Below are 19,836 nucleotides of genomic sequence, written 5' to 3'. Positions count from 1 at the left end.
TCACATAACACATGAATTAATCAGTACAATGAATTGCACACAAGCCCAGAATCTTATGAGCGCGGCTGTTGATGGAGAGCTGACGCTTAAAGAACAGGAGGGTTTTGAAAAACACATTCAGACGTGTCCCACCTGCTTCCGTGAATTCAAAGAAGCTCAAAAAACAAAAAACATTATCAGGGAAAAAATAATTAGATTCAAGGCACCTCAATCCCTGGTCAACTCCATTCTGAAACTTAGCGACACACCACTCTGATCAACCGGGGAAAACTCAGACTCTTTGTAACTGCGAGGGCAATCATTTCTTTCCGGAAATAATTTTTTTTTGTGTTTGATTTGTATGAATAAATAACTATATAACCACCACAAGTATCAATTCCCCTTTTTCAATACAGTGTTTTTGAACACTGAATTAACTCTTAAGCGATGGGCCAAAATATTATTATTGACGAAGAAGAGGTAAAAAAGTGGAACCTCAAAATGCCAGAAGAGATGTTGACAGCAGTTGCCAATCGTTTTAAACTGCTTTCTGAACCGATGCGCCTCAGGATACTCCGGACGCTTTGCGAAAGAGAAAGAACAGTGCAGGAAATTGTCAACCAGATCAATGCAAGCCAGGCCAATGTTTCAAAACATCTGGCACTCATGCATGACAATGGCATTGTCAACCGAAGAAAAGAAGGATTGAAATGCTATTACAGCATTGCTGACGACAGTATTATCTTTGCCTGTTATCTGATATCCAAAAGTGTTGTTGAAAATCTCCAGGACAGGCTGAGCTGGCTTCAGAAAGTTGAAAGTTGATTTTCCGGTTGCAGCTTAAAAACCATTCATATCTCTCTTCAAGCACATTGAAGGAGCGAACCTACTCACCCCCACAGTACCCCTCCATTCAATGTTGAGAGTCTTTTTCCTTCCCCATCTCCGCAGAGCCCTCCAATCGCTCAACACAACTATTTCCCATTCCCTGAGTCTCACCGCGTTTCATCACCATGGTGATGCTGTAGTGATCTTCATCTCGGCACATATTCACATATTGTCACCAAACATCATTTTTGTCACACATTGCATCAGCAATAATGACAGACACATCGTCTTTTTTTCACATGTTCTGACAAAAATCCAGCTTTTAACTGACAAAGGCGGGTAAAATACAGTTTGGCACATGATTTGCATAACATAGTAATAGAATTGTGTACCACATAGGGACACAGCTAAGCAATCATAATGAACGAATAGATAAAGGAGCACATCATGTTAGTGAAGCTATCCAAAGACCCGCTTAAATTGTTTGACGACATTTGGGAAGGAAACCAGTTACCTGCAACTCCAGCCTTCAAGGTAGACATCTCGGAAGATGAAAAAGCATTTCATATAGAAGCAGAAATGCCTGGTGTAAAAAAGGAAGACGTTACCCTGGGTGTTGAAGAAGATGTACTGACCATCAAAGGCGAAAGAAACCAGAAAACTGAAGAGCAGGGAAAAAACTATCATCGAACAGAGAGAACCTACGGCAGCTTTTCACGTAGCTTCAATCTCGGAGAGTTGATAGACCAGGATACGATAGAAGCATCTTTTGAAGAAGGTCTCCTGCATGTCACTCTTCCAAAAGCACAGCAAATCAGAAGAAACAAAGAAATAACGATCAAGTAATCTCAATGAATTACTGTCATGCCTCCTTGCTAATGTAAGGAGACATCTTGAAGGAACAGCAAAAAAAAGGATACAATTATGGGCAAAATTATCGGAATCGACCTTGGCACAACAAACTCCTGTGTCGCGGTAATGCAGGGAACACAGCCAACGGTCATAGAAAACTCCGAAGGCTACAGGACAACTCCGTCAATGGTAGCATTTACGAAAAACGGAGAACGCCTTGTCGGGCATGCCGCAAAAAGGCAAGCTATTACCAATGCGCAGAATACAATCTTCTCCATCAAACGTTTTATGGGAAGAAAATTTGATGAGGTGCCGAATGAAAAGAAAATTGCTCCTTACAAGGTAGTCAATACAAACGGAGAAGCGAGAGTCGAAATCGGCGACAAAACCTATTCTCCTCAGGAAATCTCAGCAATGATCTTGCAGAAAATGAAACAGACCGCTGAAGATTTTTTAGGCGAAAAAGTGACAGAAGCAGTCATTACCGTACCTGCATATTTCAATGATGCACAGCGGCAGGCGACGAAAGACGCAGGCAAAATTGCCGGACTCGATGTCAAACGAATTATCAATGAACCTACAGCGGCATCCCTTTCATACGGACTCGACAAAACCAAAGAAAATGAAAAAGTCGCGGTATTTGACTTGGGGGGAGGAACATTTGACATTTCAATTCTCGAGCTTGGAGACGGTGTCTTCGAAGTAAAGGCAACCGACGGTGACACTCATCTTGGAGGAGACGATTTTGATCAGAAAATCATCGATTATCTTGCAGAAGAATTCAAAAAGCAGGAAGGTATCGACCTCAGAAAAGATATGATGGCGCTACAGCGGTTGAAAGAAGCTTCAGAAAAAGCGAAGGTGGAGCTTTCATCACGCACCGATACGGAAATCAATCTTCCTTTCATCACGGCAACCCAGGAAGGCCCCAAACACCTTGTAGTCAATCTGACACGTGCAAAGTTCGAGGCAATGTGCTCCGATCTGTTCGATAGCTTGATCGAACCCTGTAAAAGGGCAATCAAAAACTCGAAGGTAAATACCAGCGAGATCGACGAAATTGTCCTTGTCGGTGGTTCCACAAGAATCCCGAAAGTTCAAGAGATAGTTAAAGATCTTTTCAATAAGGAACCAAACAAAAGTGTCAATCCTGATGAAGTTGTAGCTGTCGGTGCTGCAATTCAGGGCGGCGTTCTAAGCGGAGATGTAAGCGATGTACTGCTTCTGGATGTAACACCTCTTTCTCTCGGGATCGAAACTCTTGGAGGAGTTATGACCAAGCTGATCGATGCCAATACGACAATTCCAACGAAAAAGCAGGAAATTTTCTCAACAGCGGCGGACAGCCAAACTTCAGTCGAGGTACATGTTCTTCAGGGAGAACGACCAATGGCAACGGATAATAAAACCCTTGGGCGCTTCCATCTCGGAGACATTCCTCCTGCACCACGCGGGGTCCCTCAGATTGAAGTAGCGTTTGACATCGATTCTAACGGCATCCTTAACGTTTCAGCCAAGGACAAAGCCACAGGCAAAGAACAGAGCATTCGTATCGAAGCCAGCGGCAAACTCAGTGAGTCCGAAATCGAAAAAATGAAAGATGATGCCAAACAACACGCTGCGGAAGATGAAAAGCGTAAAGAGGAAATCGACTTGAAAAATAGTGCGGACTCCCTCATCTTCAGTACCGAAAAACAACTGCAGGAACTGGACGACAAAGTTCCTTCAGACAAAAAAGCAGAACTGGAATCTGCACTTGAAAAGCTGAAGGAAGCTCATAAGTCCGGCAGTGTCGATTCGATGAAACCGGCAATGGACGAACTGAATAAAGTCTGGAGCGACGTTGCCTCTACGATGTATCAGTCTCAACCTGGTGAAACACCTCCCTCACCCGGGCCAGATACCACAGAAGCCGAAGGAAATGACAAAACAAAAAAAGATAACGGCGATGGCGAAGTCGATGCAGAATATGAGGTAATCGATGGCAACGATAAGGACAAATAAGACAGGCTCTTCCATACTTTACAGAAAAAGGGATTCCATGTGAATCCCTTTTTTATTTGCCACTGTTTTACTAACTTAAGCGATATATATTTTCCACGCTGGTGTGTTTTAATTTTCGACAATTTAAACACTTTTACGATGCAATCAGCTGTCTGGTCCGGCAATGCCCTACATAAAGTTGCCAAATATTTCATAACCTCTACGAAAAGAGATCCCAACGGCAAGCTTGAACTGGTAATATCTCCAGCTTCGGGGAGAAGAAAACTATCTCCCACAAAAGAAATTATCGAACAGTTGAAAGAGGGTAAAATTCAGTTGTTTGTTCTCACAACACAGCCGGACATAGCAATCGACCTACCTCAAAAAGTGCTGGACAATGAAAACCGATATGTCATTGATTTCGACAAGCGCGGCATTAAATGGACAATGCGGGATATACCGGTTTTTTACGACAACCTCCGTGACCAGCTTTGTGTAGAAATAGATAAGGAAACGTATACACTCGACCAGTTTTTCAAATAAGAACGGTAGAATGGTAGAAAAAAAACCCGGGTAAGACACCCGGGGTTTTTTTTCTTTCTTTTTTTACTCTACTGTAACTTACGGTCTACAATTTTTGCTTCATTCGAGTTTGGATACAGCTGCACCAACTCCTTGTATCTTACCTTCGCATTGGTGGAATCACCAATATTTTCAAACGCAAGCCCCTGCTTGAAGTAAGCCGAAGGGCGCTTATCTCCTTCCGGATACTTTTCGATAACAAGCTGATACTCGAGAATAGCTTTTTCAAACCACTTCTCATTATAATAAGTCTCGGCAATATAGTACTGGGCATCATCAGCAAGCGGTGATGAAGGATAATTATCCAAAAGCAATCCAAGTTCTTTTCTCGCCGAAGAATAATTATAGCTCTCAAAATATCGTACTCCCGTATCGTATAATCCTTGATCATCCACAGCAGAAGCTGAAGAAGCTTCGGTGTCGGAAACACCGGGATCGGCAACAGAGGAGGTCCCTTCCGGATCAGCAGGAAGCGTGACTTTTTCGAGAGACTGTGAAGAAGCTGTAGTATCCGAAGAAAGAAGAGAAAGATCACCACTGGTTACCCCGGGCTGTTCGGGTTCCCCTAATTTGAAACGCAGTTCTTCAATGGTACCTTGCAACCTGGCAACCTGTTCACGAAGTTGCTCAACCTCGGAATACACCTGTGCATTCTGACCGCCAGACTGTTGAGATTGCGTTTTCAGTTCCTTGACATCATCCTGCAACATATAAAGGTCAGTCTTGGAAGCACACCCCGCAGCCATAACACCAACAATGCCCAGGGCAACTATTCTACTGGTATGTTTCATCGTCATTCACAGCTTGTTCATAAGCATAAATACCCGCTTTTTTCTATAGGCATTTGTGCTTACTATGAAAAAAATACTATTTAACCATAAAATGCGCACGCCGGTTCTTTGCCCAAGCAGCCTCATTATGACCCGGATCAAATGGTTTTTCCTCACCGTAACTTACGGTTTCAAGTCTTGCTCCATTGACACCGGCCCTTTCCAGAAAACCTTTTGTCACTTCTGCACGCCTTTCACCGAGAGCCATGTTATACTCGTACGTTCCACGCTCATCACAGTGGCCTTCTATCATCACTGATATGCTTTGATTATCCACCAACCACGCAGCATTGTTTTTCAACTGACTCATCGCCATCTGATCAAGTTCAGCGCTATCAAATTCAAAAAACACATCTTTCACCATTCTTCTCGCCTCTTCGAGTAGTGCTGCATCAGCGTCAATTTGATTATACTGTGTTGTATCCACATCTGAACTGAGAGCAGATTCACTCGATTTCGAACCACACCCTGTCACAGAAACTGCAGCGACAATCCAACATAACAGTAATAGCTTTTTCATAGTTTGATCTTCTCCTGATAATAATGATAAAAAAAGGCAAACAGTCATCTGCTTGCCCCTCATTCATAATGAAGCAAGGCAGTTATTGAACGACAAAATGCACTCTTCTGTTCTTCTCCCATGAAGCTTCGTCATGACCTGGATCAAAGGGGCGCTCTTCACCGTAGCTTACAACCTGCATGCGTAAAGGATCCACACCAGCATCGACCATGTAATTTTTCACATTTTCAGCTCTCTTTTCTCCAAGAGCAATGTTGTATTCGTAAGTCCCCCTCTCATCACAATGGCCTTCAATGATAATGGTTGCATTGGAATTTGCCATCATCCACTCGACATTTTCGTCGAGCTGGCTCTGAGATGTCATTTCAAGTACAGTACTGTCAAAAGCAAAGAAAACATCACCAAGTTCAACCATAGACACAGGTAATGGGAGTGGCGGAGCTTTGACGACCGCGTTTCGACACGACGATCCACAACCAACAAAAAACAGTATCGATGAAATGAGAAAAACGTTGAACAAGCATTTGGAAGGCTTCATATTGCACCCTTTTGGTTCTTGCTTACACGTCAAGCACAACAAAAATAAAACGCCGCTCTGTGGTAATTGCTTATCATGACGGTGATACTGCCATGAGATCACCTCTCTTCAACAACAAAGACTGAACCCGCCATACCGCAGCATGCAGAAACAGAACATGCCGCGGTAACAACGGAACGTGCAATCGGTTATCCCCTTGCCGGCTGAGGCGGCGGAGGTACCGGTATTACAACTGGCTCTGGCTCTGGGGGTGGTGGAGCCACCACTTCTTCACAACATCCACAGCCGATAACAAACAGCATGGACGGCACAAGAAGAGCCTTCAACAAGATTTTGATAGGTTTCATGTTATCCCTTTTTTTAGGTTAGTAGAAACTGCTTTCAGCGAAATGAAGACCAACTGGGTTGCATTTGTTCACCTGAAAGCTTGAGACTTCTCTGGTTTTGACCATCCGCATTCATGACATAGAGCTTGTTCTTTCCACTCCTGTCCGAACTGAAAACGATCATGGTTCCATCAGGTGACCAACTCGGAGCTTCGTTATGTCTGGCCCCGTACGTCAGCTGTCTCAACCCTGTTCCGTCTACATTTATAATAAATATATTGATTTCCCCGTTTTTTTGCATAGTTGTAAATGCAATTTTATCACCAACAGGCGACCACGCAGGCTGAGTATTGTATTTTCCCTCGTATGTAAGACGTCTTAGTGCCCCTGAATTAAGGTTCTTGATAAAGATTTGAGGATTGCCGTGCCGAGAAGAAACAAAGGCCATTCGGCTTCCATCAGGGGAAAAAGAGGGAGATACATCGATCAAACCGTGCTTCGTCAAACGGCGGACAATAGTCCCATTGTTCCGCACCAGGTAAAGCTCCTGGTTTCCGTCGAATGAAAACGTGGTTGCAAGCTCAGTAGAGCCGTGCCGCCATGATGGATCGATTTTTATCCCTTTCTTGGTGACGGAAACAATTTTTTGAGTGGTAAGATCTTTGATATGAAGATCAGGCCGTCCGCGCGTATACGTAAGATAAGCGAGCATACGCCCGTCAGGAGACAAAGCAGGGGTCACAGCAAGACCACCGCTACTGGTGACAGGGATTGCACCGTAACCATCAAAGTCAGCAAGATAAACCTCTTTTTTCCGCCCGCTTTGTGAAACAAAAGCGATCTTGCTCCCAAAAATGGACGGCTTACCGGTAAACAGCTTCACGAGGTCTGCACAAAATTTATGCGCAATCGGTCTCAGCTCATCTTTATCGCCCTCGTAAAGTTTCCTCATAAGAAGCTTGCCCGTCAAAGCATCGTAGACCTCCATATCCATCTTCAGAACATCACCACTTCTTTCAAGTACCCCCCCAGCATACACTTCGGCTCCAACGGAACTCAGTGCCGCAAAGTTAATCTGCCTTTGACCTACCTGGTACAGATCTCCCCCGGTTATGATATTGAGAGGAGATTGTATACGTGCAAAAAGACCGGTAAAATCAAGCCCACGTTTAATAACCGCATCGATTCCAGTGGAATACTGTTTGTTTTTATCTTTTTTTGTATCGATCGACTTGAGCACCAACGGAATCCTGTCGGCACCGGCTTTTGAGATCTTTATATATTCTTTTACGGGTTCGGCATGCGAATTGGAAAGAGTAAAAACCAGGCACCAAGCAAGAGCTAAAACAGCCCGGAACAATAAACGATGGGTTTTCATAATCGAACGATGAAAATATTTTTCCTGATCGTTGAAGCAACAAAATCCAGTATATCTATACAGTAACAACTCGACATATTACCCCCTTTACTTTTGTAAAAATAATGAACTCGAAAGCTTTTTCACAAGGACATCGAAGGAAATAATCAGGGCTTTGCACAGAACGACCGGCAGTATTCCAAAAAGTTGTTATGCCGACTTCTACTCTATTCCTTGCGGAGTGAAAACAAGTCCTAACCGTACTGGTTCATAAGACACATTTTCCGGTATTGGAGGCAGAGGAGATGACGTTTCGATTGCCTTGATCACCGTGTCGTTGAAATAGCTGCTGATCGAGCCCCTGTCAAGCATGATATCAGTGATAGCACCAGTCGGGTTGATAGTAAGAGCGACATATGCCTTTATATCTCCCTTTTCCCTTATAAACTGGGGAGTGAACGACCAATTTTGCCGAATAATGGTCACAACATTGACAAGATAACGCTCGTATGGACCCATGGGGACCCCATAATCTCCATCACCTGAGGAGAAGCGCCCCGGCCCGGACCGTTTGTAAAGATTGGAAGGTGGACCTTGCTGAACTTTCTGCCGGAGCTTCTCGAGCGTGCGCTCGAAGTCATTTGTCTTTGTTTGCCGAACCTTTTTCTCAGGCTCCTTTGGCTTTTCCTTAACCTTTTTTGGCTCAACCTTTTTTGGCTCAACCTTTTTTGGCTTGTCAGGAACCTTTTTCGGAACGTCCTTTACTGGTTCAGGCTTTTTTTGAGTATCAGGTTCTACCTGAGGTTCTTCAACAACGGGTTCGAACTCTGGTTCCGGTTCAGGCTCGGGGACAGAAAGCTGTCCGCCTGACAAATCAACCTCGTCAGATGAACCGGGTCCTGGCAACGATACAAGGCTCACATCGATCGCTTTGAGTTGCGGACGCCTCATCCCTGTAAGGTATTGCAGGTAAATACTACCGGCTACAAGCAGAACATGCAGGAAAACAGATATGGTAATGGCTGTGAGAAAACGGTGCTTGTTCGCTTTCCGTTCGTCACGATTATTCATTCTCATCCGGATTTATTGCATCGTTGACCGGACCTTTTCCAGGCTCGGTAACCATTCCTATCTTTTCAATTCCAGCATCCCTGATCTGTGCCATGATAAACATCACAAAGCCATAAGGCAGAGATTTATCCGCTTTCAGATAAACCTCTCCTGCCGTATTTATATCGATAATCTCAGGGAGCCTTTCCTGCAATTCATCCGGTGCAAGCTGGTATTTATTGATAAAAACCCGACGATTCTCATCAACACTGACAATTAATGCCTCCGGCTCTACGTCCATTTTTTGATGAGATGTCTCTGGTGCTTCTACCTTGACACCATGAATCATCATAGGAGCTGTAACCATGAAGATGATCAACAGCACCAGCATGACATCAACAAACGGAGTGACGTTTATTTCACTCAACAGCCGGCTCGACCGTCCCTTCATCCTGTTCGAACCGTTATCCGAGTTCATTGACAAATGTCTTTACGAATTCACCGGAAAAATCTTCAAGATCCCTCTCTATAGAACCAATTTGCTGTGTAAAATAATTATATGCTATCACTGCAGGAATAGCAGCTGCAAGTCCTGCTGCAGTTGCAACCAGCGCTTCGGCAATTCCCGGAGCAACCGTTGCGAGAGAAGCAGACTGGGTCACCCCGATGCTCATAAACGAGTTCATGATCCCCCAAACGGTTCCGAACAAACCGATAAACGGAGCAGTATTGCCAACAGTTGCAAGAAACGGCACATATCTCGACAGGAGTTTTGTTTCCTCATTTGCTTCACGCCTTATCGCCCTTGATATGCGCTCCTCGACCTGACTGTTTTTTTTGAGATCACCCAGTGCGCGGTATTCAATATATCCTGCCCTGAAAACCTTCGCCAATGAACCGTTTCTGTAATTTTCAGCTTCTCCGAACACCTTGTCTATGTTGGAAACATCAAAAAAGTAATCGAGAAAACTTTTCGACTGTGAAATTGCTTTACTTATGTTCCCGGCCTTCATGATAATAATGGACCAGGAGAGAATTGAAAACACCAAAAGGATGGCAAGCACGAAAAGAACAACGGGACCTGCATCTGCCAACAACGAAAAAAAACCTGTCTTGGAAGAAAACATGAGTTACGTAAGTTTAATATTCATGGAATCATCATATGTTCAGGGAAAAGAAAAACGCAAGTGCACAACCTGAAAGTGCGCAGAGCGTATTAACCACATCATTGTTAACGTAATGATGTCCTTTGATCAGCTTGTTCTTCAGAACGGTACCATCGCTTCTGTAACTCTCCACCCGTTCAGTAACCTTTTCTCTGACCGGATCATAATACTGCGCCTGAATTGTCGCACCGAAAAAACTGTCGACAAGACTGGCAAGTAACCCCGATAAACCGATCAACATGAACGACTTAAATATTCCGAAATCAATAAGCCAGCTCACCTGCATGAAAATTGCACTTGCACATATCAGGAGAGCACCGGCGAATGCACCGAAGGTCCCCGGGAAAGATACACCACCTGAAGTACCGACGGGCACAGATTGCATTGTGGTAATAAGTCTCGCTTTTGGATTGGGCCACATGGTACCGATCTCGGTCGCCCAGGTGTCGGATTGTACAGCCGCCAGCGTTCCAAGATAAGCAAAAAAATATGCCGGTTCGTTAGTCAAGGAATAAATAATCATGATAATCCAAGCAATCCCGCCATTGGCATAAACCTGCCCGGCATCACGTTGAGAACCTTTTTCAAAAACCAGATCGAATTTGGCTTTTCGTTTTCGACCAAGTTTCGATAACAGTGAAGATAATAGGTAGAATGTAAGCAGCGGAACCGTCCACGCAACACCACCTATTCCAAAAATAGTCGTCCCGAGAAGAAACGTCGCTGTAGCCCCGCTATTGTCGAGGAATTTTACCTTGACGGAAAAATAAGCCAACATGAATGCAAAAGCCCCCCCGGCAAACAAGCGCAAGAGAAGCTCCTTGTCGCTGACATCGACAATGTACAGTACATAGGAAATCGTAACTGGAATGAAAAGATTGTCGAATCCATAGGAAACAAGAGCCTCAACGGCTGATGCAACGACTGCAAGAAACAACGCAAGAGCGACAAGCTGAAACCACGTCGCAGCCGCAAGTCCTCCCTTGAAATCGCTCTGAAAAACAAAGAGGCAGGCAAGCAACAAGAGAAATGCAACCGTAAACATAGTCAATGACCCTTCTACGGTTTTTCTGCTTTTTGTAAGATTTTCAATATGTACTTTCCCAAGAGCTCCCCCGACAATGGCGGCAAGCGAATCGGCAATCCCGGCGACAAGTATGGAAGTCCTTAAAATCCAGACATGATTTTCCCATAAAAAAAGTGCCAGGACAATAAAAGCAACTGGTAGCACAATCGGACCATAGCTCACCTGTTCATTACCCTGTTGCAGCTCCAGACGGTTTCTGTCATGCAAAATACGAAAGAACCCAACATAAAAACTTGCAGCGTTTACAACCACAAAAATCAGCGCAAGTAACACCGGGAAAAAATTTGTCGAAAAGCAAACAGGGAAGAAAAACAAAATCAGTCCTAAACCGAAATGCAGCACTTTCCTGAGCACAAAGCCGCTGACGGAAAATTTCCTGACAAGTACCTCGAAAAGCAACAAAAAAAGAGTCAGGACTCCCAGAAGCAGAAAAAACATTGGGAGGTCCTGCTGGAGGGGGACTTGCAAACGTAGCATATTGAAGAATTTCGGGTTAAAATCTTATCGGAACCAACGAAAGTATAATTAACGCAAAATACAGCAAAAAAATGGCTGAACGAGATGTATATTACAAAAAAGAAACGTTTTAGCGTTCATCTCTATCAAAGTGAAGCCAAAAAAAGTGTTTTGATAATATCTGGCATGATTGGATTCGAACGTGCACAATTTTACCTTTTCATATCTATGTTATGACACGAGAGTATGAGCAAAAGATTTTTCGATAAAAAACATCTCCTGTAAAAAAAACAGCATATGTTGTCAAATGATCTTCACACAGGAAAAATTCCCCGAACAACCACACAAATGACCACAAACCACATTTCACGCTTGCTTTATATAAAAGAAAACACTACATTTGCTCTACATTGTAGTTATTATATCTATGACCAACGATAGCTCACAAAACTCAAAAGGCCTTACAGCCAAATTCGGCAAATCAGCCACTTTCCTCATTTGCAGGATCGGAAAACTTGTGCCTGTGATTATTCTACAGGTGGGTATTCTTGTGCCCTGACGGCGCTCCGGTCCCTGGTCCAATCAATCTTCTTTCTTGACAAAAATTCTTCATTGGCCTTGGGAACGGTGCTCCCAGGGGAGGGTTTTCAATGACTAAAATTACCTTCTATGAGATCTGATACAATAAAAAAAGGCTTCGAAAAAGCCCCCCACAGAAGCCTGTTGAAAGCAACAGGAACAGTATCTTCGAACGATGATTTCAAAAAACCGTTTATCGGTATCTGCAACTCGTTTATCGAACTTATTCCCGGTCATGCGCATTTGCAAAAACTTGGAAAAGTCGCAAAAGAAGAGATTCAAAAAGCAGGCGGTGTTCCTTTCGAGTTCAATACCATCGGAGTATGTGACGGTATTGCCATGGGCCATATCGGCATGCGCTACTCCCTGGCAAGCCGGGAACTGATAGCCGACAGCGTAGAAACCGTTGCACAAGCCCACCGTCTCGACGGCCTTGTCTGTATACCAAATTGCGACAAGATAACACCAGGCATGATGATGGCCGCTGTCCGTATGAATATCCCGGTCATTTTCGTCTCTGGAGGCCCGATGAAAAAAGGCTGTACACCTTCGGGTGAAACTGTTGACCTGATTTCGGTATTCGAAGCTGTCGGTCGTCGCAGTACAGGTGCAATAAGCGAGGAAGAACTGAACGTTATTGAAGAAAACGCCTGTCCGACCTGCGGCTCCTGTTCGGGAATGTTTACGGCAAATTCCATGAACTGCCTCTGTGAAGCACTCGGCTTCGCACTCCCCGGAAACGGAACGGTGCTTGCAGTGGACCCTCGACGAGAGGATCTGGTCAGGGAAGCATCGAGGCGAATCATCGATCTGGTTGAAAACGATGTCAAACCACGAGACATTCTTTCCAGGAATACGCTGCTCAATGCCTTCGCGCTCGATTTTGCGATGGGCGGCAGTACAAACACGATATTGCACACACTGGCAATTGCCAATGAAGCTGAAGAGGCGTTTGACTTTTCGGAACTCAACACTCTTTCTTCGAAAACGCCATATATCTGCAAGGTCAGTCCGGCAACCCAAGATGTCCATATCGAAGATGTCGATAGAGCTGGCGGTATTTCAGCAATATTGAAGGAGTTGTCAAAAATCGACGGTTTACTCGATCTTTCGAGACCAACAGTTACAGGAAAAACACTTGGAGAAAACATCGAAAAAGCCGTGATACGCGACGCTTCGGTCATTCGTTCGATAGATGCCCCCTACTCTCACTCCGGAGGGTTGGCGATCCTTTACGGTAATCTTGCTCCGGAAGGTGCCGTTGTCAAAACCGGTGCGGTAAGCGAATCAATGATGCATCACACCGGACCGGCAAAAGTATATGATTGCCAAGACGATGCTATTGCCGGAATTATGAATGGAGATGTCGTTGCGGGTGATGTTGTAGTTATCCGTTACGAAGGCCCGAAGGGAGGTCCGGGAATGCCTGAAATGCTATCACCGACCAGTGCGATCATGGGTCGCGGCCTTGGGGACAGCGTTGCACTGATTACCGATGGCCGATTCTCCGGAGGATCCCGGGGAGCATGTATCGGACATGTTTCACCGGAAGCTGCAGAAAAAGGTCCTATTGCAGCGATTCAGAACGGAGATATGATAACTATCGATCTGCCGAACAAGCTGATATCGGTGGATCTTTCCAACGAAACCATTGAGCAGAGACTGGCAGAAATTCCGGCATTCATCCCGAAAATCTCCAAAGGATACCTTGCTCGTTATTCACAGATGGTGACATCAGCAAGCACGGGAGCGATTTTACAAAATCCGGTTTGTTAACACTTAATATTAAACAATGACGACTCATGCATACATCCGGCAAAAAAATGAACGGCTCTGAAATATTTTTTGAATGCTTGCGCCGGGAAAATGTTGAATACATATTCGGCTACCCCGGCGGAGCGCTTCTGAAAGTATACGAAACGCTCTACGACGTCCAGGATATCAAACACATTCTTGTTCGCCATGAGCAGGGAGCGACTCATATGGCTGAAGGTTATGCCAGGGCAACCGGTAAACCCGGAGTCGTTCTGGTCACCTCGGGCCCCGGTGCCACCAATACAGTTACAGGAATATCCAACGCCTACATGGATTCATCTCCAATGGTTGTTTTTACCGGCCAGGTAGTAAGCAACCTTATCGGTAACGACGCCTTTCAGGAAGCCGATATTGTCGGTATCACCCGGCCCATCACGAAACACAATTTTCTGGTCAAGGATGTCAAAGACCTTGCAACGACTGTCAGAAAAGCATTTTATTTGGCATCACAAGGAAGGCCCGGCCCGGTTCTTGTCGATCTGCCAAAAGATGTTTTAAGCTCCGAGTGCATTTTCAACTGGCCGGAAAAGATCGACATTCGTGGGTTCAAGCCAACGATCAAAGGCCATGAAAATCAGATAAAAAAAGCGGCGAAAATCATTGCCAAGGCAAAACGGCCTTTACTGTATGTCGGCGGCGGCGTTATCGCTTCCGAAGGATCAGAAGCGCTCAGAACTCTTGCGATCGAGCAAGACATTCCGGTCACCATGACTTTGCAGGGATTAGGCGCATTTCCAGGCAGCCACCCCCTGAGCATGGGCATGCTGGGTATGCATGGCACGTATTGGGCAAACCAGGCCGTCAACAACTGTGATCTTCTCATCTCGGTCGGCGCAAGGTTTGACGACCGGGTAACCGGCAAGATTGACAAATTTGCGACTCATGCATATAAAATTCATAACGATATCGACCCGACAAACATCGACAAAAATATCAAGGTAGACCTTCCTGTTGTCGGCGATTCCCGGCACTTTCTTGAAGGCGTTCTCAAAGCACTGCCGAAAACAAGGGAAAACCGTCAACCGTGGCTCGAAGAAATTGCAAAATGGCGGAAGCAGTGCCCCCTCGCATACGTCAACGATGATAAAAAGCTCAAAACCGAGTTCGTTATCGATGAAGTTTCCCGGCAGACCGAGGGCAGTGCTGTTGTGGTCACCGATGTCGGACAACACCAGATGTGGACAGCTCAGTATTACAAGTTCGCCAACCCCCGCTCGATTATAACCAGTGGAGGTCTCGGCACCATGGGCTATGGCTTGCCGGCGGCTATCGGCGCAGCATTCGGCGTTCACGACAGACCCGTTGTTCTTTTCTGTGGGGACGGCGGCTTCACGATGAACATCCAGGAACTTGTTACGGCGGCACACTACAAACTGCCGGTCAAACTTTTCCTGATCAACAACAACTTCCTTGGCATGGTCCGGCAATGGCAGGAGCTCTTTCATCAGGAAAAGTACTCGTTCACCGACTTGCAGCAGAGCAATCCTGATTTCGTCCGTGTCGCCGAGGCATTCGGGGTCAAGGCGATGAGTGCAACCAATCCGGCTGAAGCGAAGCGAGCCATCAGCGAAGCTCTTGATTACAACGAAGGCCCTGCCCTGGTAGAGTTCAAGGTTATTAAAAAAGACATGGTTTTTCCCATGGTACCGGCAGGTGCTCCGATTTCGGAAATGCTTTTTGACAGGCTGAACCCTAACACAATGGTATAAATGAAGCTATGAAACATATCATATCCGTTCTGGTCGAAAACAAATTCGGTACGCTTAACAGAGTTGCAGCCATGTTCAGCGCAAGGGGATTCAACCTTGAAAGCATTTCGATCGGAGAAACAGAAGACAGTGAAATATCCCGAATGACGATCGTCACCCGAGGAGACGACAACATCATAAGCCAGATACTCAAGCAGCTCAATCGGCTCATCGACACACTGAAGGTTGTCGATGTAACACACAAGCCGCACGTATCGCGAGAGCTGCTTCTCATGACACTGAAACTCGGTAAACAGTCGCAACAGGAGATTTTCGAGTTGATCGATGTTTTTAAGGCAAAAGTCGTGGATATAAAACAAAAATCCATTACTATTGAGGTCGTCGGTTCACCGGACAAAATCAATACAACCATTGACATGTTCCGGCCACTCGGCATAAAAGAAATTGCCCGCTCCGGCACGGTTGCCATGACTCGTGGTGAGAGCTGATTTTTTTTCAAGCAACATAAAACAGAAAACAATCATATGAACGTTTACTACGAGCAGGATGCCGATCTGAAATACCTGCAGGAGAAAAACATCGCCGTACTCGGTTACGGAAGCCAGGGCCACGCTCACGCCCTGAACCTGAAAGAAAGCGGACTCAACGTCTGTGTAGGTTTGAGACCGGACAGTTCCTCATGCGCAAAAGCCAGGGAAGCAGGTCTGGAGGTCAATCCGATAGCCGATGCCGTAAAGTGGGCGGATATCATTATGATTCTTCTCCCCGACCAGTACCAGAAAAGCATTTATGAAACGGAAATCGCTCCGAACCTTGAAGCCGGCAATACCTTGGCGTTCGCACACGGATTCAATATCCATTACAATCAGATCGTACCGTCCGAAACGGTGAACGTCATGATGATCGCGCCGAAAAGCCCCGGCCATCTTGTCCGCCGAACCTTCACCCAGGGCAACGGTGTCCCCTGCCTCATAGCCGTCTATCAGGATTATACGGGCGATACAAAACAACAGGCACTTGCATGGGCCAAAGGCCTCGGTGGAACCAAGGCCGGCGTCATCGAAACAACGTTCAAGGACGAGACCGAAACCGATCTGTTCGGAGAACAGGCCGTGCTTTGCGGGGGATCCGCAGAACTGATCAAAGCAGGGTTTGAAACACTTGTCGAGGGAGGTTACCCGGCAGAACTCGCCTATTTCGAATGTATGCACGAACTGAAACTGATTGTCGATCTGTATTATGAAGGTGGTTTGTCACGTATGAATTATTCTGTCAGTGACACTGCCGAATACGGAGGTATGACACGCGGCCCGAGAGTCATCACTTCAGCCGTCAAGGCAGAGATGAAAAAAATCCTTGAAGAAGTTCAGGATGGCAGGTTTGCCAAAGAATTCATCGATGAATGCAACTCCGGTTACCCAAACCTGAAAAAGCTTCGCGCTTCCAACACAGACCATCCTATCGAAAAGATCGGGTCAAAACTGCGTGAAATGATGAGCTGGCTTCTAAAAAAATAATGGATAAAGAATGTTCAAGATAGTAACCATACCGGGCGACGGAATCGGGCCGGAAGTTGTCGCCAGTGCCGTACAGGTCATCAATGCGCTGGAGGAGAAATATGACCTGGAAGTATCGATAGAGGAGCACCTTTTCGGAGGAGCGTCATACGATGTCCACAACGAGATGCTCACCGAGGAAACTCTCGAAGCCTGTAGAAAATGCGATGCTGTTCTGCTCGGTGCTGTCGGCGGCCCGAAATGGGAAAACCTGCCGCATGAAAAAAAACCGGAAGCCGCACTCCTGAGAATCCGCAAGGAACTGGGCCTTTTTGCGAACTTCCGCCCGGCAAAAGTATACGATGCCCTTGTCAACGCATCGTCACTCAAGCCTGATATCCTTTCGGGCACAGACTTCATGGTGATCAGAGAACTGACAGGAGGGATTTATTTCGGCCAGCCAAGAGGATACGATGACACCAAAGGCTGGAACACCATGGTGTATGAAAAATACGAGGTCGAACGCATTGCACGTCTTGCATTCGAAACAGCCATGAAACGGGAAAAGCGGCTTGTCTGTATTGACAAAGCCAACGTGCTGGAATGCTCACAATTCTGGAGAAACATCGTCCATGAAGTGCACAAGGATTTTCCTGATGTCGAGTTGACCGACATGTATGTAGACAATGCTGCAATGCAGGTTGTCCGCGATCCCAAACAGTTCGACGTTATTGTCACAAAAAACCTTTTCGGTGATATACTCAGTGATATCTCCGGCATGATTACCGGCAGTCTTGGCATGCTTCCATCGGCAAGTATCGGTAAGAATCATGCTCTTTATGAACCGATCCACGGAAGTGCACCCGACATCGCAGGGCAGAACAAGGCAAATCCGATAGCGACTATCGCTTCGGTAGCCATGATGTTCGAACACAGTTTTTCAATGCAGCACGTTGCCGATGACATATACAAGGCGATTGAAAAAACTCTTGAATCCGGAATGCGTACCGCCGATATCGCTAACTCCGATGACAACATAGCATCGACAACAGAAATCACCGATGCCATCACGGCAAATCTAGAAGTATCGTAACTATCATCCGATGAAATGTGAAAGAAAAGGTACTGATATTTGACACCACCCTGCGTGACGGTGAACAGTCACCAGGGGCATCTTTGAACCTGCAGGAAAAGGTCGAGATAGCACGGCAGCTCGAAAAGCTCAATGTAGATATCATTGAAGCGGGGTTTCCCGCATCTTCTCCGCTTCAGTTCGAGGCTGTTCGCCAGGTTGGCGATGAATCCGGTAAAATCGTGGCCGCACTCTGCAGGGCCATGGAAAACGATATCAAAAGCGCCTACGATGCTCTGAGAAATGCACGATATCCGAGGATTCATACGTTTATCAGCACATCGGATATTCACATCATGGGCAAGTTCGGACACGAACGGTACGGTAAGACTCTTGCGGAAAAACAGCGATCCATTCTCAAGATGGCGGTAGACGCTGTCAGGTATGCTAAAACATTTACCGATGATATTGAATTTTCTGCCGAAGATGCAGGAAGAACAGACCCGGCCTATCTCGCTGAAATTGTCGAGGCAGTCATAGAAGCCGGTGCTACGACAGTCAACATTCCAGACACTACCGGCTATACCTGGCCGTCCGAGTTCGGAAAAAAAATCGCAGACCTGAAACAACGGGTCGCAAACATAGACCAGGCAGTTATCAGCGTTCATTGTCACAACGATCTTGGTCTTGCCGTGGCGAACACACTCAGTTCAATCGAAAATGGAGCGAGACAGGCCGAGTGCTCGATCAATGGCATCGGGGAAAGAGCAGGCAACGCCTCCCTCGAAGAAATCGTGATGGGATTGAAAGTGCGAAACGACCTGCATGACTATTATACAGACATCGTGACTGAAGAAATCTACAATACCAGTCGCATGGTTTCCTCGTTCACCGGTCTTATCATCCAGCCGAACAAGGCAATAGTCGGCGACAACGCATTTGCCCACGAATCCGGCATACACCAGGACGGAATGCTGAAAAACAGGCAAACCTATGAAGTGATGACCCCTGAATCCGTAGGCGTTCCACAGACAACCATCGTGCTTGGACGCCATTCAGGCAAACACGGTTTGCAGGCACGCTTGAGCTCACTGGGATATAAAGTCACCGGCGAGGAACTGGAAAAAGTATATGAGCGATTTTTGTCAGTTGCCGACAAGAAAAAAGAAATTTACGATGATGACCTGAGAGTACTCATGGGAGACGAGCTGAACAAACCGCTCGAACCTCTTGAACTCGATTATCTCCATGTCAACAGCGGCACGGCATCCATTCCTACCGCAACAGTAAGAATACGGGTAAAAGGTAACACGTATGAAGAATCATCCACCGGAGACGGCCCCGTCGACGCATGCTTCAGGGCGATCGAACGGGCACTGAGTCTTGGCTCGTTGCTATACTCCTATTCGGTACGTTCAACAACTGCAGGCCGTCAGGCTCTCGGTGAAGCGACGGTAAGACTCAAGGATGGCGAACACCTATTTACCGGACGCGGAGTGTCGACAGACATCATCGAAGCAAGTGCAAAAGCATACCTTCAGGCGCTCAGTCTGAGACAGGATGCAGCAGAAAACGAAAACAACAATACAATCGATAACGGGATTTAACCGA

General features: G+C 46.0%; 19 protein-coding genes. 11 read left to right on the top strand and 8 right to left on the bottom strand.

All coding sequences use genetic code 11. The features are described from left to right. Positions 1-28: 28 nt before the first annotated feature. The 5 genes from QZ209_RS00610 to pscD all read left to right on the top strand — a co-directional run bounded on the left by QZ209_RS00610 (position 29) and on the right by pscD (position 4,185). Positions 29-256 (top strand): anti-sigma factor, encoded by a 228-nt coding sequence (locus QZ209_RS00610; protein WP_294343416.1) that lies wholly within the window; start codon positions 29-31, stop codon positions 254-256. Between the two features lie 170 nt (positions 257-426). Beyond that, the gene (locus tag QZ209_RS00605; protein ID WP_110023858.1) at positions 427-804 is read left to right on the top strand and encodes a metalloregulator ArsR/SmtB family transcription factor; all 378 of its coding nucleotides are present in this window, start codon (positions 427-429) and stop codon (positions 802-804) included. A 450-nt stretch (positions 805-1,254) separates the two neighbouring features. After that, positions 1,255-1,653, top strand: a complete 399-nt coding sequence (locus QZ209_RS00600) for an Hsp20/alpha crystallin family protein (protein WP_294343403.1) — start codon at positions 1,255-1,257, stop codon at positions 1,651-1,653. Between the two features lie 78 nt (positions 1,654-1,731). Next, positions 1,732-3,663 (top strand): molecular chaperone DnaK, encoded by a 1,932-nt coding sequence (dnaK, locus tag QZ209_RS00595; RefSeq protein ID WP_294343400.1) that lies wholly within the window; start codon positions 1,732-1,734, stop codon positions 3,661-3,663. Positions 3,664-3,801: 138 nt separating this feature from the next. Continuing rightward, on the top strand, positions 3,802-4,185 hold the full coding sequence (gene pscD, locus QZ209_RS00590; protein WP_294343398.1) for a photosystem P840 reaction center protein PscD: 384 nt from the start codon (positions 3,802-3,804) through the stop codon (positions 4,183-4,185). Positions 4,186-4,253: 68 nt separating this feature from the next. Here pscD and ybgF read toward each other — a convergent pair whose 3' ends face one another. The 8 genes from ybgF to QZ209_RS00550 form a co-directional block, all read right to left on the bottom strand. After that, positions 4,254-5,015, bottom strand: coding sequence for a tol-pal system protein YbgF (gene ybgF, locus QZ209_RS00585; protein ID WP_294343396.1), 762 nt, complete (start codon positions 5,013-5,015; stop codon positions 4,254-4,256). A gap of 76 nt (positions 5,016-5,091) precedes the next feature. Continuing rightward, positions 5,092-5,574 carry a peptidoglycan-associated lipoprotein Pal gene (pal, locus tag QZ209_RS00580; protein ID WP_294343393.1) on the bottom strand — a complete coding sequence of 161 codons (483 nt, stop codon included), beginning with the start codon at positions 5,572-5,574 and terminating at the stop codon, positions 5,092-5,094. Positions 5,575-5,656: 82 nt separating this feature from the next. Then, positions 5,657-6,112: a peptidoglycan-associated lipoprotein Pal gene (gene pal / locus QZ209_RS00575; RefSeq protein ID WP_294343390.1), complete on the bottom strand. Its 456-nt coding sequence runs from the start codon at positions 6,110-6,112 to the stop codon at positions 5,657-5,659. Between the two features lie 381 nt (positions 6,113-6,493). After that, the gene (gene tolB / locus QZ209_RS00570; RefSeq protein WP_294343387.1) at positions 6,494-7,816 is read right to left on the bottom strand and encodes a Tol-Pal system beta propeller repeat protein TolB; all 1,323 of its coding nucleotides are present in this window, start codon (positions 7,814-7,816) and stop codon (positions 6,494-6,496) included. Between the two features lie 201 nt (positions 7,817-8,017). Next, positions 8,018-8,866: an energy transducer TonB gene (locus QZ209_RS00565; protein WP_294343384.1), complete on the bottom strand. Its 849-nt coding sequence runs from the start codon at positions 8,864-8,866 to the stop codon at positions 8,018-8,020. Then, positions 8,859-9,323 (bottom strand): ExbD/TolR family protein, encoded by a 465-nt coding sequence (locus QZ209_RS00560; protein ID WP_294343382.1) that lies wholly within the window; start codon positions 9,321-9,323, stop codon positions 8,859-8,861. The genes QZ209_RS00565 and QZ209_RS00560 overlap by 8 nt, the downstream gene beginning before the upstream one ends. Next, a complete protein-coding gene (gene tolQ, locus QZ209_RS00555) occupies positions 9,310-9,972 on the bottom strand; it encodes a protein TolQ (RefSeq protein ID WP_294343379.1) in 663 nt (220 codons plus the stop codon). The genes QZ209_RS00560 and tolQ overlap by 14 nt, the downstream gene beginning before the upstream one ends. A 31-nt stretch (positions 9,973-10,003) precedes the next feature. After that, on the bottom strand, positions 10,004-11,575 hold the full coding sequence (locus QZ209_RS00550; RefSeq protein ID WP_294343377.1) for a DUF92 domain-containing protein: 1,572 nt from the start codon (positions 11,573-11,575) through the stop codon (positions 10,004-10,006). A 648-nt stretch (positions 11,576-12,223) separates the two neighbouring features. On the opposite strand from QZ209_RS00550, the gene ilvD reads away from it, so the two are divergent. Genes ilvD through QZ209_RS00520 form a run of 6 tightly spaced genes read left to right on the top strand, consistent with a single transcriptional unit; the run spans position 12,224 to position 19,832 of the window. Continuing rightward, positions 12,224-13,909, top strand: a complete 1,686-nt coding sequence (ilvD, locus tag QZ209_RS00545) for a dihydroxy-acid dehydratase (RefSeq protein WP_294343375.1) — start codon at positions 12,224-12,226, stop codon at positions 13,907-13,909. Between the two features lie 26 nt (positions 13,910-13,935). Further along, positions 13,936-15,657: a biosynthetic-type acetolactate synthase large subunit gene (gene ilvB / locus QZ209_RS00540; RefSeq protein ID WP_294343373.1), complete on the top strand. Its 1,722-nt coding sequence runs from the start codon at positions 13,936-13,938 to the stop codon at positions 15,655-15,657. 8 nt (positions 15,658-15,665) lie between these two features. Then, positions 15,666-16,145 carry an acetolactate synthase small subunit gene (ilvN, locus tag QZ209_RS00535; RefSeq protein ID WP_110023871.1) on the top strand — a complete coding sequence of 160 codons (480 nt, stop codon included), beginning with the start codon at positions 15,666-15,668 and terminating at the stop codon, positions 16,143-16,145. 36 nt (positions 16,146-16,181) lie between these two features. Next, complete coding sequence (ilvC, locus tag QZ209_RS00530) at positions 16,182-17,174, top strand: ketol-acid reductoisomerase (RefSeq protein ID WP_294343360.1); 993 nt, start codon at positions 16,182-16,184, stop codon at positions 17,172-17,174. A 10-nt stretch (positions 17,175-17,184) separates the two neighbouring features. Continuing rightward, a complete protein-coding gene (leuB, locus tag QZ209_RS00525; protein WP_294343357.1) occupies positions 17,185-18,246 on the top strand; it encodes a 3-isopropylmalate dehydrogenase in 1,062 nt (353 codons plus the stop codon). A gap of 17 nt (positions 18,247-18,263) precedes the next feature. Then, positions 18,264-19,832, top strand: a complete 1,569-nt coding sequence (locus QZ209_RS00520; RefSeq protein ID WP_294343355.1) for a 2-isopropylmalate synthase — start codon at positions 18,264-18,266, stop codon at positions 19,830-19,832. Positions 19,833-19,836 lie beyond the last annotated feature (4 nt).

Origin of the sequence: Prosthecochloris sp., from assembly GCA_015482705.2 — a bacterium.
GTDB lineage: Bacteria > Bacteroidota > Chlorobiia > Chlorobiales > Chlorobiaceae > Prosthecochloris.
Note: the sequence above shows the minus strand (reverse complement) of the source record. Positions and strands in the feature narration are given on the sequence as shown.